Origin of the sequence: Vibrio sp. OPT41 (assembly GCF_015163595.1) — a bacterium.
Classification (GTDB): domain Bacteria; phylum Pseudomonadota; class Gammaproteobacteria; order Enterobacterales; family Vibrionaceae; genus Vibrio; species Vibrio alginolyticus.
Genome location: NZ_JADDYH010000003.1, coordinates 25,506 through 51,744 on the forward strand (window position 1 = coordinate 25,506; position 26,239 = coordinate 51,744).

A 26,239-nucleotide genomic window follows, 5' to 3' on the forward strand; every position below is an offset into this window, starting at 1 on the left:
ACCCTTGTACTCTTAGGTCAAAAATTTAGCACATAAGAGATATTAACTCTTATTTGGATGCTAATAACAACCTTTGCACGAAGAAATTTCGGAGCGAGAGTAAGAGATGGATAAGCTAATCGTTACCGGCATCGATATAGGCCATAACAGCCTCAAAGCCGTAGTACTTAAACCCACAGGCAACAATTACGCTCTGTTGGGTTACAAAGAAATATTACTAAAGGAAGGTATTGTCGCTGAAAATAACACCATAAATCATCAAGAAATTGTAAAGACCCTCAAGCAGATAAAAAAAGAACTGCCTTTTGGCGCTAAAAAAGTTGCGATCTCAGTTCCTGATAACTCGGTAATTAGCAAGAAACTGCAAATAGAACAAAATCTTGAAGAGAGTGAAGTTGAGTTTGCAGTGATACAAGCCTTTTCTCATCAATCGCCATTCCCTGTCGAAGAGCTGAGTTTAGACTTCGTTCGTCTTCGCGCTGAGGGCGGGCAGAGTGGCAGTGATAGCTATCAAGTGTTTGCGACAAGAAAAGATGTGGTAGAAGGCCGAGTCGATGCATTACAAAAGTCCGGACTAAAACCTGTTTTAGTGGACGTGCATTCGCAAAGCCTTGGTCATATCTGGAAGCTCACCGCCGATCGCTTTCCTGACAAAAACAAATACTGCTTACTCGATATTGGCACCTTATCGAGCTCCTTCACCATGTTTACCGAACAAGGTGAACTGTTTCACAAAGAGTTTGCTTACGGCACACGCGGAGCAAACAGCGCTTCTCTAGTCGATTTTCTGTCCGATGATGCTCAGGAGAAAACAGAGCTGTTTAACCGTCAAATCATAGAGCGAGTAAAGCGCCAGATGCAGCTCTATACCTCAATCAATGGCTCACAAAACATCAAGGGTATCTGGTTATCAGGGGAGGGGGCCTCCACTCCCATGCTCGCAGAGGAGTTGTCTCAACAATTGTCGTTAGAGTGTGAATTGCTAAATCCGCTAGGGCTATTTGAGATGAAGGTGTCTAAGCGTAAGCGTCGTGCTGTGGATTGGCAGCATTTCTCAACAGCAGCCGGACTGGCCGTTCGTGGCATTCATTGGCTAGGAGGAGCCCGTGCTTTATCGCATTAATTTACTTCCTTGGCGAGAGAGTCAAAGAGAAGAGCACCGACGTCGTTTCATCAGTTTGGTCGCATTAGGCATGTTGGTCGCTGTTGGCATCCAGTGGGGTATTGGAAAGTTTTTTGAGTACCAACAAGATCAACAACAGGAGCGGCTCGATTACCTCACTCACTACATTGCCGAACTCGACCAGCGTATTGAAGCAATGAAAATTGCAGAGCAAGAGCACAGCAAAATCCTCGAACGTCTAAAGGTCGTTGAAGGTTTACAAAACGGACGAAACAAAACGACCGAGTTCATGAACTTAATGCCTGCCGTTATCCCTGAAGGTGTATATGTCGACAAGATCAAAATGAATGATCTGGAAATTGAGATCTCTGGGATCTCTGATAGCACTCCAAAACTTGCCACGATGCTGGACAACATGGAGCGCTCGGCCAAGTTGAACGACGTAGAAATGCATTCCATCGTTCACGGCAAAGCCCGTTTTGGGAAAGAGTTTCAAACATTCAAAGTGTCTTTCATGTTCAAAGTAACGGAGAAGAAATTGGAGGCTCAACGTGGTTGATTGGCAGGATCTCGAAATAGATGAAATGGCCGAGTGGCCATTGTTGCCCCAGATTGTAGTAATCGCACTTCTGATCATGGCGATTCAAGGCTTAGGTTATTGGTTTTACCTTAAACCGAAAGACGAACAGTTGAATCACTTGATTCAGCAGGAGCAGACACTCAAGGTGGCATTGAAGATCAAAGCGAACAAAGTGGCAGCGTTGCCTCAGCTTCAATCTCAATTGGATGAACTTACCACTCGTTACGAGTTATTACTGCAGCAACTGCCTGCGCAAAAAGAGCTGGCTACAATGCTCGCTTCAGTGAATGAGCTTGGCATCGACAATAAGCTGACTTTCACCCGAATCGACTGGGGCGAAAAACAATCAGAGCACTTCCTTTATCGTCTCCCTTTAAACATAGAGTTAACGGGCGACTTTCATGACATCGGCCATTTTTCTCAGGCAATAGCGACGCTACCTCGAATCATCACGTTTAAAGATGTGACTTGGCAACGTGTCAGCCAAGAGAGCGAAACCCTGCACTTTCGGGTGCGTGCTAATACCTATCAGTTTAAGCCGGAGGAGACGAAAAATGACAAGTAAGTCTTTGTTGCTGGTACTGATGGGTTCTCTATTGATGGGCTGCCAGGCGAATGATGAATCATTGACGGATTTTATTCGAGGAGTGGAAACACAGGCGCGTCGAGAGGTCGAGAAGCTTAAGCCCGCAGACAAGTATGTTGCAGTCACGTACGCACCGGAAGTACAGCGTGCACCCTTTGAATTACCCAAAGAAGCCACCATCGCGACTCAGCCAGTTGCAAGAAAAGATTGTTGGCAACCGCCCTCAAGAAGGCGAACTGGCAAATTAGAAAAATTCCCATTAAGCCAATTACGTTTGAAAGGTGTCATGGGCATGGATAACACGGTTTCTGGCCTCGTTCAGGCTCCCAATGGCACCGTCTATAAAGTTAAGCCGGGTCAATACCTCGGACGCAATAATGGCAAAGTGACCCATGTCAGCCACTCCTATTTGTTGATTAATGAAACGTTGCCCGACGGCTTAGGATGTTGGCAAAAACGTAAAGTTAAGTTGGCTTTGAGATAGCCCCATTTATTTTTGATATTGAGTAATGAAAATGAGACAAGGATTAACACGTACACCAAGGATACTTACTGGGCTCTTCTCCTTATGGTTGTTTGTATTTTTAGCCCCTTTAGCGGCAGCTGAAGAAGTTTCGTCCAATGCCCTAAAAAGTATCGACTTTCGAACTAATAAAGATAAAGACGCCGTGATTGTCGTCGAATTGGCGTCACCGGCCGCGATTGTAGATATCAAGCGTGTACAGGAAGGGTTAAGTATCGATTTGCTTAACACTTCAGTAAAAGACGAGCAATTGTATCTCCTAGACGTGAAAGACTTTTCGACTGTGGTTGAGAGCGTAGAAGTGTTTCGCGACACCTCGACGACGCGCTTGGTTGCGCACATCAATGAAGAATACATGCATGATTACCGTTTAACGGGGCGTTTTTTGGAAATCAAAGTAGCGAAGATCAAACCCAATGAGAAAGCCCCAGATAAAAGCATTTTAGAAAGAGAAGGTAAGCTTATTTCGATTAACTTCCAAGATATTCCTGTGCGAAACGTCTTGCAGCTTATTGCTGATTACAACCAATTCAATTTGGTTGTCTCCGACTCTGTAGAAGGCAACCTCACGCTTCGTCTTGATGGTGTCCCTTGGCAGCAAGTGCTGGATATTATTTTGCAAGTTAAGGGGTTAGATAAGCGTGTTGATGGCAACGTGATTTTAGTTGCTCCGACTGATGAGCTGGACTTGCGTGAGAAGCAGCAGTTAGAAAAACAAAAATTGACGGAAGAAATGGGAGAGCTTTCATCTGAAATCATCAAAGTTAATTTTGCTAAAGCATCAGACATTGCGGAGATGATCAATGGTGAAGGAAATATCAGCATGCTGTCAGAGCGCGGCAGTATGACCATTGATGAGCGAACTAACTCGTTATTGATTAGAGAGTTACCTGAAAACATCGAGGTGATTCGAGAAATTATTGAGTCTTTGGATATTCCAGTTAAACAGGTTCAAATTGAGGCGCGTATTGTGACCATCAATGAAGGTAACATGGACGAGTTAGGGGTTCGTTGGGGTTTTACGTCTATTAATGGCAGTAATACAGTGGGTGGTTCTATTGAGAACAACCTCGCCACGATCGGTCTCTATAATGGAGAAGGGGGTGATGACGGTGGTGACGGTGATGGAGTAGGGATCGATGACTTCCTAAATGTAAACTTAGCTGCAACCAGCCCGAATGCGACCAGCATTGCTTTTCAGGTCGCAAAGTTAGGTTCAGACACCTTGTTGGATCTTGAGCTTTCTGCGCTGCAACAAGAGTCTAAAGCTGAGATTATCTCGAGCCCACGTTTGATCACTACCAATAAGAAACCTGCCTATATCGAACAAGGTACAGAGATTCCTTACCTAGAGTCATCATCAAGTGGTGCAACGACGGTGACGTTCAAAAAGGCGGTATTAAGTTTGAAGGTAACCCCGCAAATCACACCGGATAACCGCTTAGTATTGGATTTAAGTGTCACGCAAGATAGACCAGGACAAGTCGTGAAGACAGGCACTGGTGAAGCTGTTGCGATTGATACTCAACGTATCGGGACGCAAGTGTTAGTGAATAACGGTGAAACGGTCGTTCTTGGTGGTATTTTTCAGCACAGCATTACTAACTCGGTGGACAAAGTGCCTTTGTTGGGCGACCTGCCGCTATTAGGTGCTCTTTTTCGTCGAAGTTATGAGAATGTTGGCAAAAGTGAGCTGTTAATTTTCGTCACGCCTAAGGTGGTGATTCAGTAGTTCTGTCTCGGGAAAAACTGATTAAATCAAAAATAAAGTTGCAATAGTGGCACCATGCTTGGATAATTTCGGGTCTTATCACGAATTATCTGTGAGGAACTGGTGCCACAAGCCTTGTAGAACAGCAGTTTAGCTGTGTTTTCTTGTGGCGATCTTATTGAATCAATGTTGTAAATTACTGCTAAACATGGCTGAGAAACGTAATATTTTCCTTGTTGGCCCAATGGGCGCCGGCAAAAGTACAATTGGTAGACATCTAGCACAGCAACTGCATATGGAGTTTGTTGACTCCGATACAGTGATCGAAGAACGCACTGGTGCAGACATCTCTTGGGTTTTTGATGTAGAAGGTGAAGAAGGCTTCCGCAAGCGTGAAGAAGCGGTACTTGAAGACCTAACACAAGAGCAAGGCATCGTGCTTGCGACTGGCGGTGGCTCTGTTAAGAGCAAAGAAAACCGCAATCGTCTTTCGGCACGTGGTGTTGTTGTTTACTTAGAAACGACGATTGAAAAGCAACTTGCGCGTACAAACCGCGACAAGAAGCGTCCTTTACTTCAAACGGATAACCCTCGCGAAGTACTGGAGCAATTAGCTGAAGAACGTAATCCTTTATATGAAGAAGTAGCGGATTACACTGTTCGCACTGACGATCAAAGTGCAAAAGTGGTAGCCAACCAGATCGTAAAAATGCTAGAAGAGAGATAAGTCTTTATCTTTTTTTTAATTGGAGCAAACCGATGGAACGGATTACGGTCAACCTAGCTGAGCGTAGCTACCCAATCTCTATTGGCGCCGGGTTATTTGAGGACCCGGCGTACCTCTCTCAAGTTCTCTCAAACAAAAATGCAAAACAAAAAGTTGTTGTGATCAGTAATGTCACAGTGGCGCCTTTGTATGCAGACAAAATTTTAAAGCAACTCGAGCAGCTCGGTTGTAGTGCATCCTTGTTAGAATTGCCTGATGGTGAACAGTACAAAAACTTGGATGTATTTAATCAAGTAATGAACTTCTTACTGGAAGGGAGTTATGCTCGTGATGTTGTGATCATCGCGTTAGGTGGTGGTGTTATTGGCGACCTTGTGGGTTTTGCGTCTGCCTGTTACCAGCGTGGGGTCGACTTTATTCAAATACCGACCACATTACTATCCCAAGTGGACTCTTCGGTTGGTGGAAAAACCGCGGTTAACCATCCGTTGGGTAAGAACATGATAGGTGCGTTTTACCAACCTAAAGCCGTGATCATTGATACGAACTGCCTGTCGACGTTGCCTGAACGTGAGTTCGCTGCGGGTATCGCCGAAGTCATTAAGTACGGCATTATTTACGATGCAGATTTTTTTGTATGGTTAGAAGACAATCTTGAGCGCTTGTATGCGTTGGATGAAGAAGCACTAACTTATGCGATCGCACGTTGCTGTGAAATAAAAGCGGAAGTGGTGGCTCAGGATGAGAAAGAATCGGGCATCCGTGCTTTGCTTAACTTAGGTCACACCTTTGGTCATGCGATTGAAGCGGAACTTGGCTATGGCAATTGGCTGCATGGTGAAGCGGTATCTTCCGGCACTGTTATGGCGGCCAAAACGTCGCATCTACGCGGTCTGATCTCGGAAGAGCAATTTGAGCGTATTGTTGCGATTTTGCGTCGTGCAAAACTGCCTGTGCATACTCCAGACAGTATGAATTTCGATGACTTCATCAAGCACATGATGCGAGATAAGAAAGTCCTCTCTGGTCAATTACGATTGGTTTTGCCTACAGGCATTGGCACTGCCGAGGTAATTGCTGATACGACGCAAGACGTACTCAAACAGGCGATAGACTTCGGTCGCGATATTTAACCTTGTAATGGCGCCTTTGGGCGTCATTCTTGTAGTGTATTAAGGTTATTAGATGAGTGTTGCTCACGTACTGGAATTAGATTCTCAAATCGAGTTGCTTGATAGATTAGGTCTACTGACTAACTTTGGTTCCAATCTCATTGCGATTAATGGTCATGATGGGTACGGGAAATCTTGGCTAGCGCAGCGATACCTTGAAGTGGGTGCCAGTAACAAGAATCAATGTTTGTTACTTTGTCATTCTAATCAAGACGATGTGCAGCATCGCGTCCTTATTTTGAGTCAACTGGTTTCAGACGCATTGTTTAATCAGCAAGAGCCTTTACTTGATAGCCTTGAAAGGCTTTTAGGTGATGAGCCGTGTGACATTGCAATTGTTGTAGATGATGCGCATTTATTGAGTGAGACACTTATCTCTGAGCTTTGGATGCTGGTCTTAGAGGCGCACCATAAGCCAAATTGGACCATCAATATCCTACTGTTTACACAGTCTGGACGTTTAGAAGGTTTGCTAGCACGTCTCAGTTATGGACAAGAGATAAAGCCTGTTGAGCTTGATATTGATATGTTGTCCGAAGTGGAAGCTCGTCGTTTCTTTGAGTCACTTGTTGCGCGCTACGTCGATGATGAGTCTGAGAAACGGGTTCGAGATGCATTTAAAAAAGTCGACCCAGTACCGGGTGACATCATGGCGTTAGGAGAGATGAAAGTGGAAAAAAGGATCATTATCCGCTCGATTGTCGGTTCACCCCTGAATATTGCGTTGGTGGTATTAGTATTACTGTTGCTTGCTGCTGGTGGCTATTGGTGGATGCTTAGTCAACCAAGTCCTGATGATAAAGCGCAGCAAATTGCTGGCAGTTTAGAGCAAACGGCTATTCCAACTTTTGAAGAGTCAGGAATCAGTGCAGCGCAGTCTTCACTGATTCCTGTAACCGATGGCTCTAGCAGTCTTGATAAGTCTGGTGCGGTTGATGATTCTGATTCATTACCGCCAGCAGTGACAGAAGAAGTAGCGAGCGTAGGCAGTGATGACAATCAACAAAGAGTGGTGATTGAGTCGAATGTGGTCGATGCATTGCTTGAAGGTAAAGCTGATTCAGCAGACACAAAAGCGATTGATGATGTCGTAGGTACTGAGAAGACAGAAACCGCCGATGAAACTAGCTCCCCTTTGATTAAAGTCGTAAAACCGAATCAAGATATGACGCAAGCACCTGCTCAGTCAGAAGAGGGTGAGGCAAACCAACCTGTTGTGAAATTTTCATTTGCTCGTGAAGAACTAAAAGCGCTATCGCCAAGAGCTTATACTTTACAACTCGCGGCTATGACCTCAATGGAAGATGTACAATCCTTTCTCAATGAGCATCAACTGAATAATCAAGTGCGAATTTATCCTACCGTTCGTAATGACACCGAGTGGTATATCATCACATATCAAGATTATCCGACAATTCAAATGGCTCGTGATGCCGTCGCAAGCTTGCCAGATTCGGTTAAGTCGGTGAGTCCTTGGGCAAAATCACTCCGTCAGGTTCACCGTGAAATTGAACGAGTGAAATAAACCTGAGCTTCCCTGAAAAATATGTTACATTCCGCAGCCTTAATTTTTGGTCGATAGATAGAGCAGTAGATGAAAAAGCAACGAGCCTTTCTTAAATGGGCAGGAGGAAAATACGGACTGGTTGAAGACATCCAACGTCATTTGCCGCCGGCTCGAAAGCTAGTTGAACCTTTTGTTGGTGCGGGCTCAGTGTTTCTGAATACCGATTATGACCATTATCTACTTGCAGATATCAATCCAGATTTGATCAATCTGTACAACCTGCTGAAAGAACGCCCTGAAGAGTATATCTCTGAAGCGAAGCGTTGGTTTGTCGCTGAGAACAACCGCAAAGAAGCCTACCTACACATTCGCGCTGAGTTTAATAAAACCGATGACGTGATGTACCGCTCTTTAGCGTTTTTGTATATGAACCGCTTTGGTTTTAATGGCCTATGCCGTTACAACAAAAAAGGTGGCTTCAATGTACCGTTTGGCTCTTACAAAAAGCCGTATTTCCCTGAGGCGGAATTGGAGTTTTTTGCAGAAAAAGCCAAAAAAGCTACGTTTGTTTGTGAAGGTTATCCTGAAACATTTCGTCGTGCGCGCAAAGGGAGCGTCGTGTATTGCGATCCACCTTATGCGCCGCTTTCAAATACGGCAAATTTCACCTCATACGCAGGTAATGGTTTCACGTTGGACGACCAAGCTGCATTAGCCGACATTGCTGAAAGAACAGCGACTGAACGTGGCATTCCTGTGTTGATTTCTAACCACGACACTACCTTGACACGTCGGTTGTATCACGGTGCGGATCTTAATGTGGTTAAAGTAAAGCGTACCATTAGCCGTAATGGTAACGGTCGTAATAAAGTTGATGAGCTACTTGCGCTTTTTCATGCGCCAGACATGGATAAATCAAGCTCTTAATTCTCACACTATTATATCTAAATAGTGGATCTCCCCACTGGCTTCGGTAGAATTGCGCGCAGATTGTTTGCTCATTACTACTGAGGTCAGGTATGAAAGATTTTCTTATTGCTCCATCCATTTTATCGGCAGATTTTGCTCGTCTCGGTGAAGATGTAGAAAAAGTACTCGCAGCGGGTGCGGATGTGGTGCATTTCGACGTTATGGATAACCACTATGTACCAAACCTGACTTTTGGTGCGCCTGTGTGTAAAGCACTACGCGATTATGGCATCACAGCGCCAATCGATGTTCACCTAATGGTGAAACCCGTTGACCGTATTATTCCTGATTTCGCAAAAGCGGGTGCGTCGATGATTACGTTCCATGTAGAAGCTTCTGATCATGTAGACCGTACACTGCAGTTAATTAAAGAGCACGGCTGTCAGGCTGGTGTGGTACTAAACCCAGCAACGCCACTTGCAAGTCTTGAATTTATTATGGATAAAGTCGACATGATTCTACTGATGTCGGTAAACCCTGGTTTTGGTGGTCAATCATTCATTCCTCATACACTAGATAAACTGCGTGCCGTTCGTAAGATGATTGACGAGTCTGGTCGTGATATCCGCTTAGAAATCGATGGCGGTGTGAAGGTTGACAACATTCGTGAAATTGCAGAAGCGGGCGCAGACATGTTTGTTGCAGGCTCGGCGATTTTCGGTGAGCCAGATTACAAACAAGTGATCGATCAAATGCGCGCTGAACTGGCTGAAGTTAAATAAGCACCGATAAGCCAGCGCAATAACACGCTGATTTTAAAGGCTGCCAGCTTGTTGGCAGCCTTTGTGTTTTCTAGTATTAGAAGAAATTAAATATCCACTGCGCTGAGCAAATAATCACTTGCCTATTTTACGCCCTTTCTGTACTATTCGTGCTCCTTAAACTCAGTCAATTATCTTTAGTTCCTTGCTTCCTCTGGACGACTGAGCCATTTGTGGAAGCTGAATAATCCGTAAGGAGCAACCAATGCGTCATTACGAAATCGTATTCATGGTGCACCCAGATCAAAGCGAGCAAGTTGCTGGCATGATCGAGCGTTACACTGGTTCAATCACTGAAGCTGGCGGTAAAATCCACCGTCTAGAAGACTGGGGCCGTCGTCAACTGGCTTACCCAATCAACAAGCTTCACAAAGCTCACTACGTTCTTATGAACGTTGAAGCTGACCAAGCTGTAATTGATGAGCTAGAAACTGCTTTCCGTTTCAACGATGCAGTTCTACGTAACATGATCATGCGTACTAAAGCAGCGATCACTGAGCAATCTATCATGCTTAAGCAAAAAGAAGAGCGTGCTCCACGTCGTGAAGAGCGTTCTGAAGCTAAGCCTGAAGCTAAGTCAGAAGCTGCTGAGTAAGTTTTCTTATGGCCAATCGAATGGAGCTGAGCGGCACCATTGCCAAACCGCCCATTCGTAGTAAAAGCCCTGGTGGCATTGAACACTGTCGGTTTTGGCTGGAGCATCGCTCTACTATTATCGAAGCTGACTTACCTCGACAAGTTTATTGTCGTATGCCGGTAGTCGTCAGCGGGCTTGGGTCACAAGCACTAACTCAGAATTTAGTTCAAGGCAGTAACATTAAGGTAAGTGGTTTTGTCACTTATCAAACCGGCCGAAATGGCGTGGGAAAATTAGTGTTACACGCCGACAACATTACTCAAATTTAAGATCAGGAGATAGCCCATGGCTCGTTTCTTCCGTCGTCGTAAATTCTGCCGTTTCACTGCAGAAGGCGTACAAGAGATTGATTACAAAGACGTAGCAACTCTTAAAAACTACATCACTGAAGCTGGTAAAATCGTACCTAGCCGTATCACTGGTACAAGCGCTAAGTACCAGCGTCAACTAGCACGTGCTATCAAGCGTTCACGCTACCTAGCTCTACTACCGTACACTGACAAGCATCAGTAATCGGTTCATTTTATTAAGAAAGAGGATTAAGCAATGCAAGTTATTCTACTTGATAAAATTGGTAACCTAGGTGGTCTTGGCGATACTGCAAACGTTAAATCTGGCTACGCTCGTAACTTCCTTATCCCACAAGGTAAAGCAGTTATGGCAACTAAAGCTAACGTTGAAATGTTTGAAGCTCGTCGTGCTGAACTAGAAGCTAAAGTTGCTGAGCAACTAGCTGCTGCAGAAGCTCGCGCAGAGAAAGTTAACGCTCTAGAAGCGGTAGTTATCGCTTCTAAAGCTGGTGACGAAGGCAAACTATTCGGTTCTATCGGTACTCGTGACATCGCTGACGCTATCACAGCTGCAGGCGTTGAAGTTGCTAAGAGCGAAGTTCGCCTTCCTGAAGGTGCTCTACGTAACACTGGTGAGTTCGAGATCAGCGTTCAACTTCACTCTGAAGTTTTCGCGACAGTTAACCTACAAGTTGTTGCTGCTGAGTAATTCAGTATCAAGACGAAATACTAAAAAGCACCTCCTCGGAGGTGCTTTTTTTATTTCTAAAACTGAGAGAAAAAGGGTTAAAAAGCGAAAAGTAAATTAACGGAAAATACGCTGTCTGCTTTGCTTAAGCCTTCAGGCACTTTATCGTGATACTGACGAGAGTGCGCTAGTTTCAGTGCGATATCTTCAGTAATATCATTGGTTACACTGAGTTCACTATCAGTACGTGTGTTACTTCTACCTGTTACCAACGTAATATCAGCTGCGAAACTTAAATTATCCAACGCATGCCAAGTTGTGTTGACATTTCCTCGAAAAATGCCTTCTCTAACGATATCGGGAAAGACAATATCGTCATCATCTATTTCGTCTAAGTTTGGCTCTTGATAGCGAAAACCAGGGCCTACTTCTACCTCTAAAATGAAGTTCTCAGTGTAGGAGAACTGGTAACCCAAACCACCTGACAACGTATAGTCTTTAAAATAAGCACTGTAGCGAGAATCCACTCCTTTAAAGCTGCCATACAAATACGTCTTAGGGCCTAACTTGTAGTCACTCTGCAGGGAATAGGTGGATGAGCGTTTGTCTTCTTCACCGTCTTTGTACAAGTTGTAGTACTTCCATTCACCATTAGAACGGTGTCGACCTGACGTATATTCAGCACTCAAACGAGCATTCAGGGAACGAGAGTCCGTGTTACCTGTGTGAGCTTGATAGCCGAACTCCACCTCGGTTTTTAGTGGGTCGGGTAAATCAATATTTTGCTCTGGCTGTACTGATTCGTCAGCATACGATGCACTAGCGCACAGTAGGCTAAAGCTAAGTAACCAGTATCGGGACACATCAACCTCGAACGTAATCAAAAAGGAGGGGCATGATACTGATACAGATATTTGGTTGGGTCAATGGTAGGTTAATTTTTATTAGAGCTAGGCGGAAGAACCAGGCTATTACCCGGATGGTTCACATGATGATTTCTTAACAAGTAATTGTCGCTTCGGGGAAGCATCTCAGCTAGGTTAAGGTTATAATCGTGGGTCAATAGTAGTTATCGAGCAAAGTCATGGCGGAAAACAGAAATCGCAAACCTTCAGACAGTCAGGTCGACGCAATCAAAGTGCCACCTCACTCACTAGAAGCCGAGCAATCAGTAATTGGTGGTCTTTTACTGGATAATGAACGTTGGGACACCGTTGCCGAACGTGTTGTGAGCAGTGATTTCTATAGTCGTCCACACCGCCTGATTTTTGAAGGTGTAAAAACCATTCTTGAAGCGGGTAAACCTCTCGATCTTATTACTTTATCGGAATATCTAGAGCGTCACGAGTTGTTAGAAGATGTAGGCGGTTTTGCTTACCTTGCTGACTTGGCGAAGAATACGCCAAGTGCAGCTAACATCAATGCGTATGCTGATATTGTCGCTGAGCGCGCGATTGTTCGTGGCCTTATTGGTGTCGCGAATGAAATTGCGGACGCGGGCTATGACCCTCAAGGTCGCAGTTCTGAAGATTTAATAGACATGGCGGAGAGTAAAGTTTTTGCTATCGCCGAGTCTCGAACTAGTGAAAACGAAGGACCACAAAACGTCGACAACATCCTCGAAAAGACGTTAGAACGTATCGAGTTGTTGTATAAAACGCCACAAGATGGTGTTACCGGGGTCGATACCGGTTTCACAGATCTCAATAAGAAAACCGCAGGTTTGCAAGGCTCTGATTTGGTGATTGTCGCTGCGCGTCCATCGATGGGTAAAACGACCTTTGCGATGAACTTGTGTGAAAATGCAGCCATGCAACAAGAAAAGCCCGTACTTATTTTCTCGTTAGAGATGCCAGCTGAACAGTTGATGATGCGTATGTTGGCCTCTTTGTCTCGTGTTGACCAAACCAAGATCCGTACGGGTCAGCTAGATGACGAAGATTGGGCGCGTATTTCTTCTACTATGGGTATCCTGATGCAGAAGAAAAATATGTACATTGATGATAGCTCTGGACTAACTCCGACCGAAGTGCGTTCGCGCGCTCGCCGTATCGCTCGTGAACATGGCGGTCTATCGATGATCATGGTCGACTACCTTCAGTTGATGCGCGTGCCTTCGTTAACCGATAACCGTACTCTTGAGATTGCTGAGATCTCTCGCTCTCTTAAGGCGCTGGCAAAAGAGCTAAATGTGCCTGTTGTGGCACTGTCGCAGCTAAACCGTTCCCTAGAGCAACGTGCGGATAAACGACCAGTAAACTCGGACTTGCGTGAATCCGGTTCCATCGAGCAGGATGCCGACTTGATCATGTTCATCTACCGTGATGAGGTTTATCACCCAGATAGTCCGTACAAAGGTACGGCCGAAATCATTATTGGTAAACAGCGTAATGGTCCTATCGGCTCTGTTCGCCTCACTTTCCAAGGTCAACATTCGCGTTTCGACAACTACGCGGGTCCTGCATTCGATATTGATGATGAGTAATCCCATGAGCTATATGAAAGCGGCCAAGGCGTGCATTGATTTGTCTGCGTTGCAGCACAACTTACAGCGCGTAAAAGCTCAAGCGCCACAAAGTAAAGTGATGGCTGTCGTCAAGGCCAATGGTTATGGTCACGGATTACGTCATGTCGCAAAACATGCTAACCATGCGGATGCGTTTGGTGTGGCTCGTATTGAAGAAGCATTGCAACTGCGCGCTTGTGGAGTAGTAAAGCCGATTCTATTGCTAGAAGGTTTTTACTCTCCTGGTGACTTACCTGTTCTTGTGACGAACAACATCCAAACTGTGGTGCACTGTGAAGAGCAGCTTATCGCCTTGGAGCAAGCAGACCTTGAAACTCCGGTTGTCGTGTGGCTGAAGATTGACAGTGGCATGCACCGCCTTGGGGTTCGTCCTGAACAATATGACGAGTTTGTAACGCGGCTGAAGGAGTGTCCAAATGTAGCGAAACCGTTGCGTTACATGAGCCACTTTGGCTGTGCAGATGAGCTGGATAGCGATATTACCCCACAACAGATTGAGCTGTTTAAATCGTTGACTTCTGGTTGCCAAGGGGAACGTTCACTGGCGGCATCTGCGGGGTTATTGGCATGGCCTCAAAGCCATTTAGATTGGGTTCGTCCGGGTATTATCATGTATGGTGTGTCGCCATTCGATGACAAAACGGCGCAAGATCTTGGGTATCAGCCTGTCATGACACTTAAATCCCACCTTATTGCGGTACGTGAAGTGAAGAAGGGTGAAAGTGTTGGCTACGGTGGTATTTGGACCAGTGAGCGAGATACAAAAGTTGGTGTCATTGCTGTAGGGTATGGCGACGGTTACCCAAGAAGTGCTCCAAACGGTACGCCGGTGTGGGTTAATGGCCGTAAAGTACCTATTGCAGGTCGAGTTTCCATGGATATGCTGACGGTCGATTTGGGACCAGACGCAACGGATAAAGTCAGCGACGAAGCGATTCTTTGGGGGAAAGAGCTCCCAGTAGAAGAAGTAGCGGGTCACATTGGTACGATTGCGTATGAACTCGTGACTAAGCTAACGCCTCGCGTCGAGATGGAATACTCCAAATAAACAACGAAAGGCTAACCCAAGGTTAGCCTTTGTTTTATCTACTCACCGTTAATCGTAGCAATAACGCGGCGGCCGCCACCAAAGTCTCGATGCTCACCCAAGTAAATACCTTGCCATGTTCCTAAAGCTAATCGACCATTTTGGATTGGTACCGTCACACTACTGCCAAGCAGTGATGCTTTAATATGTGCCGGCATGTCGTCGTCACCTTCATAGGTGTGCTGATAATAAGGAGCACGCTCTGGCACAAACTTATTGAAGTGCGCTTCCATGTCCATACGCACGGTTGGATCAGCATTCTCATTTAAGGTCAAACTGGCGGAGGTGTGCTGAATAAATAAGTGTAATAAACCTACTGAAAGTTCGTTTATTTGTGGTAATTGTTGTTCAATTTCATCAGTTATCAGGTGAAAACCGCGGCTTCTCGCTTTTAATTGCAGTGTTTTTTGTGCCCACATACGTGTTCCTTTGGAAATTTATAAATTGGCGTCTATCCTATTCCAATTAGAGCCTGTCATTAGTAAATGATATGATTCTTGTCATCGTAAATGAATGTTCAATTTCAGGGCAGGGAACGTGACCTAACTCAATGTGAGTGTAAAAGCTCTCGGTCATAATTGGCGCCTGAAAAAAAATTACAAAGACTTGTTTTGTGGCAATTTGCCCAAACATCTAATTTATATTCTATTTGCTAAATCGGGGATTCCACAGTTTTCGCTAGACTGTAAGGAATGGAACCTACTGTAACATCGGGATAAAGACCATGTTGAAAAATATCAATCCAACGCAAACACAAGCTTGGAAAGCGCTAACGGCGCATTTCGAATCTGCACAAGATATGGATCTTAAAGAGCTGTTTGCTCAAGACGCAGCGCGTTTCGACAAATACTCTGCACGTTTCGGCTCAGACATCCTAGTCGATTACTCAAAGAACCTCATCAATGAGGAAACTCTGAAGCACCTGTTTGCTCTTGCGAAAGAGACCGAGCTGAAATCTGCAATTGAAGCGATGTTCAGTGGTGAAGCGATCAACCAAACAGAAGGTCGCGCTGTTCTTCACACTGCACTACGTAACCGCGCTAATACTCCAGTTATGGTAGATGGCGAAGACGTAATGCCAGCAGTGAACGCGGTTCTAGAAAAAATGAAATCATTCACTGAGCGCGTTATCGGCGGTGAATGGAAAGGTTACACAGGCAAAGCAATTACCGATATTGTGAACATCGGTATCGGCGGTTCTGACCTTGGCCCTTACATGGTGACGGAAGCTCTAGCGCCATACAAAAATCATCTAAACCTTCACTTCGTATCTAACGTTGATGGTACACACATCGTTGAAACGTTGAAGAAAGTTAACCCAGAAACGACGTTATTCTTGATCGCGTCTAAGACGTTTACAACACAAGAAACCATGACTAACGCGCACACTGCTCGTGATTGGTTCCTAGAATCGGCGGGTGATCAGGCTCATGTGGCTAAGCACTTTGCTGCGCTTTCAACAAACGCGACAGCCGTGTCTGAATTTGGTATCGATACAGCGAACATGTTTGAATTCTGGGACTGGGTTGGTGGCCGTTACTCACTATGGTCTGCGATCGGTCTATCAATTGCACTAGCAGTAGGTTTCGACAACTTCGTTGAGCTGCTTGATGGCGCTCACGAGATGGACAAGCACTTTGTATCAACAGATCTAGAAAGCAACATCCCTGTGATCCTTGCGCTTATCGGTATTTGGTACAACAACTTCCACGGTGCGGAATCAGAAGCTATTCTGCCTTACGATCAGTACATGCACCGTTTCGCGGCGTACTTCCAGCAAGGTAACATGGAATCAAACGGTAAATACGTTGACCGTGACGGCAATGCTGTAACTTACCAAACTGGCCCAATCATTTGGGGTGAACCAGGTACCAACGGTCAGCACGCGTTCTACCAGCTAATTCACCAAGGTACTAAGCTTATCCCATGTGACTTCATTGCACCTGCAATTAGCCACAACCCAGCTAGCGATCATCACCAAAAACTGATGTCTAACTTCTTCGCGCAAACTGAAGCTCTAGCGTTTGGTAAAAATGAAGAAACCGTGAAAGAAGAGTTGGTGAAAGTAGGTAAGAATGCTGAAGAAGTGGCAGCGATTGCGCCATTCAAAGTGTTTGAAGGTAACCGTCCAACAAACTCTATTCTAGTGAAGCAAATCACGCCTCGTACGCTAGGTAACTTGATCGCAATGTACGAACACAAAATTTTCGTACAAGGTGTTATCTGGAATATCTTCAGCTTTGACCAGTGGGGCGTGGAGCTAGGTAAACAACTGGCTAACCAAATCCTACCTGAGCTTGCAGACGAGTCTCAAATCAGCTCGCATGACAGCTCAACAAACGGTCTAATCAACGCATTTAAAGCGTTCAAAGCTTAATGTTTGAATAGATAAAGAAAAGGTCAGCAAATGCTGACCTTTTTATTGCCTGAGGCAAAAACAAAATAGGTTGGCCAGTGCCAACCTATTTTTTCTCTTTTATTCGAAGCAAATTTCGATAAAGGCATTTCCCCATTGGGAAGAGAAAGGCATGATAATAATTGAGCCTTCACACTTGTGGCGAATCGTATGACCTCGGCCCGAAACCACAACCGGTGTTGCCATATCAAAGTCAAAACCACTTTCCGCCAGAATGCGTTTCGCACCACCAGTAACCATGTTGGTGATCTCACCCACCATATCGGTCACTTCTTCATTGAGCCCATTTGGACGTTCACCAAGCATGTTCTGCATGATTTCTAGGGCGAGTGCTTCATCAAAGGTGATCGACATTGAACCACGAGTTTGTGGGCCTACCATACCAATCAGACCAGAAACGTCACCTCGTGCGATCTCATCTTTTTTGATTCGCGGTTTTTGTGGCTTCAGCTCAAGAGAAGCCATAGTTTTTAGCACGTTCATTAAAGAAGCTAAAAACGGGTTTACAAATTCAGCGCGCATAACGTTCTTCTATACTTTTTCTTTCGTCTCGGAGGAACAGGCCTGGCATTCACCATGAGTTTCAATAACTTGGTTGGTCAGTTTGAATCCATGCTTCTCGGCGTTTTCGGCTAACAAGGATATCAGCGTCTCATCTTCGAGTTCAACGACATCACCACATTTATCGCAAATTAGTAATTGGAAAAAGTGCTGCTGAGTATTGAAAGAACAACAAGTAATAAAGCTATTTGTCGATTCCACTCGGTGGATGAAGCCTTGCTCTAGGAGAAAATCTAATGCTCGATAAACAGTGGGCGGCTTAGCCTGAGGCTCACTCTCTTTTAGTTGCTCCAATAGCTCATACGCACTTGAGGCGCGGCGATTAGAACAAATGAGTTCAAATACGCGTCGGCGTTGCGGAGTCAGTCGTACTCCACGCTCTGCGCAGATACTTTCAATTTGTTCAATGATTGTTGGGTTCAAACCTTTCACCATAACTATCGGACGTGCTCTATGATAAATCATTTCTATACGAAGTTCGTTTAGAAATGCTTCATTTTACCCACTATCAGAACGAAAATCATGAATTAAAGCAAGTCGGTGGTGGTGTGAAGGCGGAATAATCATCACAGAATGAATCAACGAATGACAGATTCGTATTACTTCTGCGTATTCCTAAGCACTTGGCTAGTCAGCCAACCAAATCATTCTCGCTGAAACTAGCACCCAGAGGTGCTTGGGTATACAATACCCGACTTATTTTTTGAGCGTACTGCTGCGCTCGACCTTGGCAACATAAAAACGGGTGTTTATATCATGACTCATTCTTGCAGGCTCTCCGTAGCACCAATGTTAGATTGGACTGATCGTCATTGTCGCTACTTCCATCGCTTAATGACCAAAGAAACCCTGTTGTACACTGAAATGGTGACGACAGGTGCGATCATTCATGGAAAAGGAGATTTCCTGGCTTATAACGAAGAAGAGCATCCGTTAGCCCTTCAGCTTGGTGGTTCAAACCCAGCAGATTTGGCTACGTGTGCCAAGCTAGCGCAAGAGCGTGGCTACGATGAGATTAACCTAAATGTGGGGTGTCCATCTGACCGCGTACAAAACGGTCGATTTGGTGCTTGCCTAATGGCTGAACCGCAGTTAGTTGCGGATTGTGTCGCAGCAATGAAAGACGTGGTCGATATCCCTGTAACAGTCAAGACTCGCATTGGTATTGATGATCAAGACTCTTACGAATTCCTAACGGACTTCGTTTCTATTGTTTCAGAAAAGGGTGGCTGTGAGCAGTTCACTATCCATGCTCGTAAAGCTTGGTTAAGTGGTCTAAGCCCAAAAGAAAACCGTGAGATCCCACCATTGGATTACCCACGCGCTTACCAATTGAAGCAAGACTTCTCACACCTAACGATTGCGATTAACGGTGGCGTGAAATCATTAGAAGAAGCAAAAGCACATCTTCAGCATCTTGACGGTGTGATGATTGGTCGTGAAGCATACCAAAGCCCATATTTACTGGCATCGGTAGATCAAGAGTTGTTTGGCTCTAATGCTCCAGTGAAGAAACGCAGCGAAATTGTTGAAGAGATGTATCCATACATTGAAGCGCAATTAGCGAAAGGTGCGTACCTTGGTCATATTACCCGCCACATGTTAGGTTTGTTCCAAAGCATGCCCGGTGCTCGTCAATGGCGTCGTCATATCAGTGAAAATGCGCACAAACCAGGTTCTGGTCTAGAAGTATTGCAAGACGCGCTAGCTAAGATTCCAAAAGAATTGAATGTGTAAAATTCGCCAGTGAATGGCTAAAATTACCAACTAAAGAATGATAAAGCCAGAGTGCAGAAATGCCTCTGGCTTTGTTTTTTTATTAAAAATCATAATCTTAACTTCGTTTCTGTAAGTTGGTATGGAAACTGCTCTGTTTATTGAAAACAAATGGAGAAGTGATTATGTTGGAGCTAATCTTTATTTTAGTCTTTGCGGCGACCTTGTTGGTTACGGGTATCACAATGATGACCGTATTCGCAGCAACTGGTATTGCGTTAGTTGTGATGTTTTTACTGGGAATGGTTGGAGCGGTACTTAAACTATTACCATGGTTAATCGTGATTGCATTGGGTATTTGGTTCTTCAAGAATTACGTCGCTCAGCCCCGCTATAAATAATGAGTAACATCATTTAGTTGATGGAGAGGCGTGAGAATATGGTATATTTCCTCTCACGTCCTCTACGTGAATATCAGCTATCTCGGAGTAAATACTACATGACAAATAAAGCGAACATCGCTTTAACTGCATTATCGTTGGCAGTATCTTTTCCTGTTTTTGCAGAGTACTCTGTATCGACAAAAGTCGGCGCAGAGGTATGGGCTGCCGACACTAAAGTTAATGAAGTGAGACGAGATAGCAGTACCGCAGGCACTTTTTACGCGGCGATTGAACATGATGTTAAATATGTCCCTAATGCGCGCCTTCGTTACTCAAGTGTTGATGCGGATTACATGGGGTTCGATAAGCTCGATTTAACCTTGTATTACCACGTTCTAGAGCATGATTTATTGCACTTTGATGCGGGTCTCACGTTCAGTAATTTAAGTGACACTAAATACATTGATGCTGGCTCAAGCAGGCGTGTAGAAGAATTTGATGAGCTGATTTGGGCTTGGTATGGTTACGCAGAAATTCAAGTTCCGGATACAAACTTTGATGTGATTGGTGAGATAAACTTTGGTGACAACAAAGGTATCAAAAGCACCGATTTCATGGCAGGTGTTCAATACAATGTACCGCTCGAAAAAGCTCGACTGGCTTTTCGTGGAGGTTACCGTGTGATTGATTTAGAGTCCGATAAATTCATGTCGGATCTAGGGAAAGAGTTTATTTTTGCTAACGGCTTCTTTGTGAGTGCGGAATACGCGTTCTAAATTCAGCCATGTTAGATATTCGATTTACTTAAAACGTCGCTTTATAAGCGGCGTTTTTTTATATCACTTCATTATATCTAATCGAAATTTCTCCCTATTTGGCTGACTTAGACCATGCTTACCTAGGAGCAATGTGAAAGTTAAAGCAGGGATAGCGATGACAATAAATGAACTAAGACATCTATTCCGTGAAAATCAGCTTATCGAAGCGATTATTGAGCCTGCAATCCAAGAGGGTGGTTGGGTTGTAGAGTTCAGACATGCGCGCGGTGGTTTTGTTTTTCTAACGGACAGTCACGGCGAAGAATGTCTTTATGAAGATTTGGATACTGCGTCAAAATCGGCAATGGCAGTAGGCTTTCAACAAGTCCGCATTGAAGATCGATGAGCAAAAAGTAAGCCGTTCTTACTTCCAAAAAGTTATAAAACATTCACTTCTATTCTTTCTTGTTATTAAGGAGAGTGGGTACTCTATCGTCACGCAATGAATAGGGATGTCGTGATAATGTCTTTTCAAAAGAATGAGTATTCTCACAAGAATGTGTCTGAAGATAATAATGGGCAAGGAGGAAATCCTCCAATCGCAAGCCCTCTGAATGACCAACAAATTAGCTCACTCCAACAAACTGTCTCTGAGTTGTCTTCACAGCAACTTGCTTGGGTCAGTGGGTATTTTTGGGGATTAGCTCAAAATCAACCAAACACAGCGGTAACGCCAATTGCACAAGCAACGGCAGCCGTATCAGCGAAGCCAGCAGGTAAGTTGAGTATTATTTTTGCTTCCCAAACGGGCAATGCTAAAGGTGTTGCTGAAGCTCTGGAACAGGAAGCAAAAGCAGAAGGAATTGCAGTCGAACTTTTTGATGCAAGCGATTACAAAGGTAAAAACTTAGCCAAAGAAACGCATGTCATTATTGTGGCATCGACTAACGGCGAAGGCGAAGCGCCAGACAATGCCATTGAGCTACATGAGTTTTTGCAATCGAAGAAGGCTCCTAAGCTGCCAAACCTGCAATATGGTGTTATTGCATTGGGAGATTCTAGCTACGAGTTCTTCTGTCAGACCGGTAAAGACTTCGACACTTACCTATCAAAGCTAGGCGCGACTCCATTTATCGAGCGTCTTGATTGCGATGTGGATTATGAAGCCCCTGCAACTGAATGGCGTAAGAATGCGTTAGACAAGGTAAAAGATACACTGTCTTCTGGCTCTGAAGCGGATGTGGTTCAACTTCCTGTGGGTCAAGCTGCGACTGCGCACTCTCCTTACAATAAACAAAATCCGTACACTGCGACGTTACTGACCAGTCAAAAAATCACGGGCCGTGACTCTGGAAAAGACGTTCGTCATATAGAAATCGACTTAGAAGGCTCGGGCTTAACGTATCAGCCAGGTGATGCACTAGGTGTGTGGTTTGAAAATAGCTCGGAACTTGCAAATGCCATTCTTGGTAAGGTCGGTTTGTCTGGGGTTGAGACTGTTGACGTTGATGGTGAAAGCTTGTCAATCCACAGTGCTCTCGTGAGTAAATATGAAATCACAACATCTAACCCGCAGCTCATCACAAAGTTTGCCGAGTTATCCGGTAGCAAGAAGCTACAAAAGTTAGTTGAAGATAAAGATAAGCTTCGCGAGTACTCTGCAAATACTCAAATCGTTGATGTACTGGCAGAAAAGAAAACCAAGTTAACCGCAGATGAATTGATTGGTTTGCTTCGTCGCCTTACTCCACGCCTTTACTCTATTGCATCAAGCCAAGAAGAGGTCGATGAAGAAGTACACCTAACGGTTGCTTTGGTTGAGTACGAACAAAACGACGAAAAACGATATGGTGGTGCGTCTAGTTTCTTAGCACAGCGTCTCGAAGAGGGGGGTGAAGTTAAAGTATTTGTTGAGCATAACAACAACTTCAAACTGCCGGAAGATGATAGCACTCCAATTATCATGGTTGGTCCTGGCACAGGGATCGCACCATTCCGTAGCTTTATTCAGGAGCGTGAAAACCGCGATGCTGAAGGCAAAAACTGGTTGTTCTTTGGTGATCGCACGTTCACTCAAGACTTCTTGTACCAAGTGGAATGGCAAAAGTATCTCAAGTCAGGAGTACTAAGCCGATTGGATGTTGCCTTTAGTCGTGACCAAGTAGAAAAGGTTTACGTACAACATCGCATCTTAGAAAACGCAGCTCAAGTGTGGCAGTGGATCCAAGAAGGCGCTTATATCTATGTCTGCGGTGATGCAACGCGTATGGCAAAAGATGTGCACGACGCATTGGTTATCGTTGCTGAACAAGAAGGCAAGATGCCGCGTGACGATGCAGAACAATTTATTAATGACCTACGTAAAGCGAAACGTTATCAGAGGGATGTGTACTAATGACTTTTTCTACGGACAATAATAAGCAGGTTGTATTAGGTGAAGAGTTAGGGCCGCTATCTGATAACGAGCGCCTGAAGCGAGAAAGCAACTTATTACGTGGCACCATTGAGCAAGATTTACAGGACCGTATTACTGGTGGCTTTACTGCCGACAACTTCCAGTTAATTCGTTTCCACGGTATGTATCAACAAGACGATCGTGATATCCGTAATGAACGCACAAAGCAAAAACTGGAACCATTACATAATGTGATGCTTCGTGCTCGTATGCCTGGAGGCATCATCACGCCAACGCAATGGTTAGCGATCGACAAGTTCGCAACGGAGCACTCTTTATATGGAAGTATTCGTCTGACGACTCGCCAAACGTTCCAGTTTCATGGGGTATTAAAACCGAATATTAAGTTGATGCATCAAACGCTCAACAGTATTGGCATTGATTCGATTGCAACCGCGGGTGATGTAAACCGTAACGTGTTGTGTACCACTAACCCAGTGGAGTCAGAGTTACACCAAGAAGCTTACGAATGGGCGAAGAAGATCAGTGAGCATCTATTACCAAAGACGCGCGCTTATGCAGAGATTTGGCTAGACGGTGAAAAAGTAGAAAGCACGGAAGAAGACGAACCGATTCTAGGCAAGAACTACTTACCACGTAAGTTTAAAACTACAGTGGTTATCCCACCGCAAAATGACGTAGATGTACACGCTAACGATCTCAACTTCGTAGCGATTGCAGATAACGGTAAGCTGGTAGGCTTTAACGTCCTGGTCGGCGGCGGCTTAGCGATGACGCATGGCGATACATCAACTTATCCGCGCCGCGCTGACGACTTTGGCTTTATTCCGCTGGACAAGACACTTGATGTTGCCGCAGCTGTAGTAACAACTCAGCGCGACTGGGGTAACCGTTCAAACCGTAAGAACGCAAAAACCAAATACACATTGGATCGTGTAGGTAGCAATGTCTTTAAAGCGGAAGTCGAGAAACGTGCTGGTGTTAAGTTTGAGCAAAGCCGTCCATATGAATTCACAGAACGTGGTGACCGTATTGGCTGGGTAGAAGGAATTGATGGTAAATATCATTTAGCGCTTTTCATCGAAAACGGTCGCTTATTAGACTTTCCAGGTAAACCACTTAAGACGGGTGTTGCTGAAATTGCCAAAATCCACAAAGGCGATTTCCGCATGACAGCAAACCAAAACCTAATTGTTGCGGGTGTACCTAAAAACGAAAAAGCGAAGATTGAAAAGATCGCTCGTGAACATGGCTTAATGGACGACGGCGTAAGTGAACAGCGTAAGAACTCAATGGCTTGTGTTGCTTTTCCAACTTGTCCGCTAGCGATGGCAGAAGCTGAGCGTTTCCTTCCTCAGTTTGTTACTGATGTGGAGGGGATTCTGGAGAAGCACAATCTACCAGAAAATGACAACATCATTTTGCGTGTAACTGGGTGTCCAAATGGTTGTGGTCGCGCAATGTTGGCTGAAATTGGTCTAGTTGGCAAAGCGCCGGGTCGTTACAACTTGCACCTAGGTGGTAACCGTGCCGGTACTCGAGTACCAAAAATGTATAAAGAGAACATCACGGATAAGCAAATCTTAGAAGAGATTGATCTGCTGGTGGCTCGATGGTCGAAAGAGCGTGAAGAAGGCGAAGCCTTTGGCGATTTCACTATTCGTGCTGGCATTATCCAAGAAGTGCTCGTATCAAAGAGGGACTTTCATGCTTGATTCTGTAGCATCCAAGCTGGAGCTCACAGAGTTACTGACATTAACAAAGACGGAGCAAATCCTCCGTCTTGCTCAAATTAATGTCGAGCTCGAAAAGCTTTCAGCACAAGAGAGAGTAGCGTGGGCTTTAGATAATCTAGAAGGCGAGTTCGCGGTTTCTTCTAGTTTTGGTATTCAAGCCGCGGTTATGCTTCATTTAGTTACTCGCGCCAAAGCGGACATCCCCGTCATTCTAACCGATACTGGTTACCTGTTTGCTGAGACGTACCGATTTATCGATGAGCTGACAGATGCTCTCAACCTAAATTTAAAAGTTTATCGAGCCAAGGAAAGTGCGAATTGGCAAGAAGCTCGATATGGAAAATTATGGGAGCAAGGCGTAGAGGGAATTGAAAAATACAACAAGCTCAATAAAGTTGAGCCGATGCGTCGAGCGTTAAAAGAGCTTAATGTTGGAACGTGGTTCTCTGGACTGCGTCGAGAGCAAAGTAAATCTCGTGCAGGTTTACCGATTCTATCAATTCAGAACGGTGTGTTTAAATTTCTACCAGTAATTGATTGGACTAATAAAGACGTTCATTACTACTTAGAACAACACGGCCTTAAATACCACCCATTGTGGGATGAAGGTTACCTTTCAGTTGGTGATACACATACCACTCGTAAATGGGAGCCGGGAATGTCAGAGGAAGAAACTCGATTCTTTGGCTTAAAGCGAGAATGTGGCCTACACGAAGATGATGGCTCTGAACAAGATGGGTCTGGCATATAGCCATAATACTCTTTAAATAGAGTTTAGGTTAAGTTTAATAAAGATAGCTGCAATAAAGCAGCTTTCTTTATTTATGGTACTTGAAAAATACGTCTCAAAGCACAAATCTGTGGATAAGTTGTGTGAGAGTTTGGGGTAAAGTTGAATAAATAAAGGTTTGATCGAAAACTCATCGTTTAACCATTGTTTTTGCAATTTTTGAAAAATAACACTTGCCAATGTGAGCGCGATCTCTATAATGCCTCCTCGTCGACAGGGCAAGGGCTCAGAAGGGTTTAAGCGAAGTTGATAAGGCTGAAAAGAAATACGAAATAATTTGAAGAAAGTGTTTGACACGATAAATTATCTCGCTAGAATGGCCGCCTCTTCCGAAGTGATGTCAATCACAAAGAAGAGTTGCTCTTTAACAATATAGACCTATCAATCTGTGTGGGCACTCGTTGATGATAATCCAATTCGATACTTCGGTATCAAATTAGGTTTCAATGAAACGAAGTGACCATTGAGTCTTCGGACTCAGCACAGTCAATTCAAACATTACTTATGTAATGTTCAGTATTCATTGAGCCGACAAAATCTTAAATTGAAGAGTTTGATCATGGCTCAGATTGAAC

Annotated in this window: 28 protein-coding genes; 24 read left to right on the top strand and 4 right to left on the bottom strand. The window is 44.5% G+C overall.

The annotated features are described in order from the left end of the window. The first annotated feature begins 106 nt into the window (after positions 1-106). The 14 genes from pilM to rplI all read left to right on the top strand — a co-directional run bounded on the left by pilM (position 107) and on the right by rplI (position 11,295). Positions 107-1,123 carry a type IV pilus biogenesis protein PilM gene (gene pilM, locus IQP38_RS00285; protein ID WP_193837156.1) on the top strand — a complete coding sequence of 339 codons (1,017 nt, stop codon included), beginning with the start codon at positions 107-109 and terminating at the stop codon, positions 1,121-1,123. Next, entirely contained in the window at positions 1,107-1,682 is a 576-nt protein-coding gene (locus IQP38_RS00290) for a PilN domain-containing protein (protein ID WP_017821732.1), read from the top strand. Before pilM ends, IQP38_RS00290 begins: the two co-directional genes overlap by 17 nt. Further along, a complete protein-coding gene (locus IQP38_RS00295) occupies positions 1,675-2,268 on the top strand; it encodes a type 4a pilus biogenesis protein PilO (protein ID WP_017633532.1) in 594 nt (197 codons plus the stop codon). Before IQP38_RS00290 ends, IQP38_RS00295 begins: the two co-directional genes overlap by 8 nt. Beyond that, complete coding sequence (locus IQP38_RS00300; RefSeq protein WP_005382766.1) at positions 2,258-2,773, top strand: pilus assembly protein PilP; 516 nt, start codon at positions 2,258-2,260, stop codon at positions 2,771-2,773. The genes IQP38_RS00295 and IQP38_RS00300 overlap by 11 nt, the downstream gene beginning before the upstream one ends. Before the next feature lie 25 nt (positions 2,774-2,798). Then, positions 2,799-4,544: a type IV pilus secretin PilQ gene (locus IQP38_RS00305; RefSeq protein WP_193837157.1), complete on the top strand. Its 1,746-nt coding sequence runs from the start codon at positions 2,799-2,801 to the stop codon at positions 4,542-4,544. A gap of 187 nt (positions 4,545-4,731) precedes the next feature. Further along, positions 4,732-5,250: a shikimate kinase AroK gene (gene aroK, locus IQP38_RS00310; RefSeq protein ID WP_005381319.1), complete on the top strand. Its 519-nt coding sequence runs from the start codon at positions 4,732-4,734 to the stop codon at positions 5,248-5,250. 32 nt (positions 5,251-5,282) lie between these two features. After that, a complete protein-coding gene (gene aroB, locus IQP38_RS00315) occupies positions 5,283-6,383 on the top strand; it encodes a 3-dehydroquinate synthase (protein ID WP_005381318.1) in 1,101 nt (366 codons plus the stop codon). A 52-nt stretch (positions 6,384-6,435) separates the two neighbouring features. Continuing rightward, positions 6,436-7,947, top strand: a complete 1,512-nt coding sequence (locus IQP38_RS00320) for an SPOR domain-containing protein (RefSeq protein ID WP_025768079.1) — start codon at positions 6,436-6,438, stop codon at positions 7,945-7,947. Between the two features lie 69 nt (positions 7,948-8,016). Continuing rightward, positions 8,017-8,856: a Dam family site-specific DNA-(adenine-N6)-methyltransferase gene (locus IQP38_RS00325; protein WP_005382762.1), complete on the top strand. Its 840-nt coding sequence runs from the start codon at positions 8,017-8,019 to the stop codon at positions 8,854-8,856. 92 nt (positions 8,857-8,948) lie between these two features. Next, positions 8,949-9,620 carry a ribulose-phosphate 3-epimerase gene (gene rpe / locus IQP38_RS00330; RefSeq protein WP_005381300.1) on the top strand — a complete coding sequence of 224 codons (672 nt, stop codon included), beginning with the start codon at positions 8,949-8,951 and terminating at the stop codon, positions 9,618-9,620. A gap of 244 nt (positions 9,621-9,864) precedes the next feature. Next, on the top strand, positions 9,865-10,254 hold the full coding sequence (gene rpsF, locus IQP38_RS00335; protein WP_005381299.1) for a 30S ribosomal protein S6: 390 nt from the start codon (positions 9,865-9,867) through the stop codon (positions 10,252-10,254). Positions 10,255-10,262: 8 nt separating this feature from the next. Next, the gene (priB, locus tag IQP38_RS00340; protein ID WP_005381298.1) at positions 10,263-10,565 is read left to right on the top strand and encodes a primosomal replication protein N; all 303 of its coding nucleotides are present in this window, start codon (positions 10,263-10,265) and stop codon (positions 10,563-10,565) included. Positions 10,566-10,581: 16 nt separating this feature from the next. Next, a complete protein-coding gene (gene rpsR, locus IQP38_RS00345; protein ID WP_000090472.1) occupies positions 10,582-10,809 on the top strand; it encodes a 30S ribosomal protein S18 in 228 nt (75 codons plus the stop codon). 33 nt (positions 10,810-10,842) lie between these two features. Beyond that, complete coding sequence (gene rplI, locus IQP38_RS00350) at positions 10,843-11,295, top strand: 50S ribosomal protein L9 (protein WP_005382760.1); 453 nt, start codon at positions 10,843-10,845, stop codon at positions 11,293-11,295. Positions 11,296-11,372: 77 nt separating this feature from the next. Here the strand turns inward: rplI and IQP38_RS00355 are convergent, their stop codons facing one another. After that, positions 11,373-12,137: a DUF481 domain-containing protein gene (locus tag IQP38_RS00355; RefSeq protein ID WP_025768078.1), complete on the bottom strand. Its 765-nt coding sequence runs from the start codon at positions 12,135-12,137 to the stop codon at positions 11,373-11,375. Between the two features lie 221 nt (positions 12,138-12,358). On the opposite strand from IQP38_RS00355, the gene IQP38_RS00360 reads away from it, so the two are divergent. Together IQP38_RS00360 and alr are read left to right on the top strand one after the other, a co-directional pair. Further along, positions 12,359-13,759, top strand: a complete 1,401-nt coding sequence (locus tag IQP38_RS00360; RefSeq protein WP_005382759.1) for a replicative DNA helicase — start codon at positions 12,359-12,361, stop codon at positions 13,757-13,759. Between the two features lie 13 nt (positions 13,760-13,772). Beyond that, positions 13,773-14,849 (top strand): alanine racemase, encoded by a 1,077-nt coding sequence (alr, locus tag IQP38_RS00365; RefSeq protein ID WP_031777284.1) that lies wholly within the window; start codon positions 13,773-13,775, stop codon positions 14,847-14,849. Between the two features lie 38 nt (positions 14,850-14,887). On the opposite strand, the gene IQP38_RS00370 is transcribed toward alr, so the two are convergent. After that, the gene (locus tag IQP38_RS00370) at positions 14,888-15,307 is read right to left on the bottom strand and encodes a secondary thiamine-phosphate synthase enzyme YjbQ (protein ID WP_005381271.1); all 420 of its coding nucleotides are present in this window, start codon (positions 15,305-15,307) and stop codon (positions 14,888-14,890) included. Between the two features lie 305 nt (positions 15,308-15,612). Here IQP38_RS00370 and pgi point away from each other — a divergent pair, with 305 nt between their 5' ends. Next, positions 15,613-17,265, top strand: coding sequence for a glucose-6-phosphate isomerase (gene pgi / locus IQP38_RS00375; RefSeq protein WP_005381270.1), 1,653 nt, complete (start codon positions 15,613-15,615; stop codon positions 17,263-17,265). 99 nt (positions 17,266-17,364) lie between these two features. Here the strand turns inward: pgi and IQP38_RS00380 are convergent, their stop codons facing one another. Continuing rightward, positions 17,365-17,826: a chemotaxis protein CheX gene (locus IQP38_RS00380; protein ID WP_005381269.1), complete on the bottom strand. Its 462-nt coding sequence runs from the start codon at positions 17,824-17,826 to the stop codon at positions 17,365-17,367. Between the two features lie 9 nt (positions 17,827-17,835). Further along, positions 17,836-18,300, bottom strand: coding sequence for a zinc uptake transcriptional repressor Zur (gene zur, locus IQP38_RS00385; protein ID WP_005381268.1), 465 nt, complete (start codon positions 18,298-18,300; stop codon positions 17,836-17,838). A gap of 321 nt (positions 18,301-18,621) precedes the next feature. Here zur and dusA point away from each other — a divergent pair, with 321 nt between their 5' ends. The 7 genes from dusA (at position 18,622) to IQP38_RS00420 (ending at position 25,625) form a co-directional block, all read left to right on the top strand. Next, positions 18,622-19,602 carry a tRNA dihydrouridine(20/20a) synthase DusA gene (dusA, locus tag IQP38_RS00390; RefSeq protein WP_017821727.1) on the top strand — a complete coding sequence of 327 codons (981 nt, stop codon included), beginning with the start codon at positions 18,622-18,624 and terminating at the stop codon, positions 19,600-19,602. 164 nt (positions 19,603-19,766) lie between these two features. Continuing rightward, positions 19,767-19,982 carry an envelope stress response protein PspG gene (gene pspG, locus IQP38_RS00395; protein WP_005381266.1) on the top strand — a complete coding sequence of 72 codons (216 nt, stop codon included), beginning with the start codon at positions 19,767-19,769 and terminating at the stop codon, positions 19,980-19,982. Positions 19,983-20,080: 98 nt separating this feature from the next. After that, a complete protein-coding gene (locus IQP38_RS00400) occupies positions 20,081-20,740 on the top strand; it encodes a TIGR04219 family outer membrane beta-barrel protein (RefSeq protein WP_005381265.1) in 660 nt (219 codons plus the stop codon). 157 nt (positions 20,741-20,897) lie between these two features. Then, positions 20,898-21,128 (top strand): hypothetical protein, encoded by a 231-nt coding sequence (locus IQP38_RS00405; protein ID WP_005381264.1) that lies wholly within the window; start codon positions 20,898-20,900, stop codon positions 21,126-21,128. A 117-nt stretch (positions 21,129-21,245) separates the two neighbouring features. Next, complete coding sequence (locus tag IQP38_RS00410) at positions 21,246-23,117, top strand: assimilatory sulfite reductase (NADPH) flavoprotein subunit (RefSeq protein ID WP_017821725.1); 1,872 nt, start codon at positions 21,246-21,248, stop codon at positions 23,115-23,117. Then, positions 23,117-24,853, top strand: a complete 1,737-nt coding sequence (gene cysI / locus IQP38_RS00415; protein ID WP_086047067.1) for an assimilatory sulfite reductase (NADPH) hemoprotein subunit — start codon at positions 23,117-23,119, stop codon at positions 24,851-24,853. Before IQP38_RS00410 ends, cysI begins: the two co-directional genes overlap by 1 nt. After that, positions 24,846-25,625 carry a phosphoadenylyl-sulfate reductase gene (locus tag IQP38_RS00420; RefSeq protein ID WP_005382748.1) on the top strand — a complete coding sequence of 260 codons (780 nt, stop codon included), beginning with the start codon at positions 24,846-24,848 and terminating at the stop codon, positions 25,623-25,625. Before cysI ends, IQP38_RS00420 begins: the two co-directional genes overlap by 8 nt. The last annotated feature ends 614 nt before the right edge of the window (positions 25,626-26,239 follow it).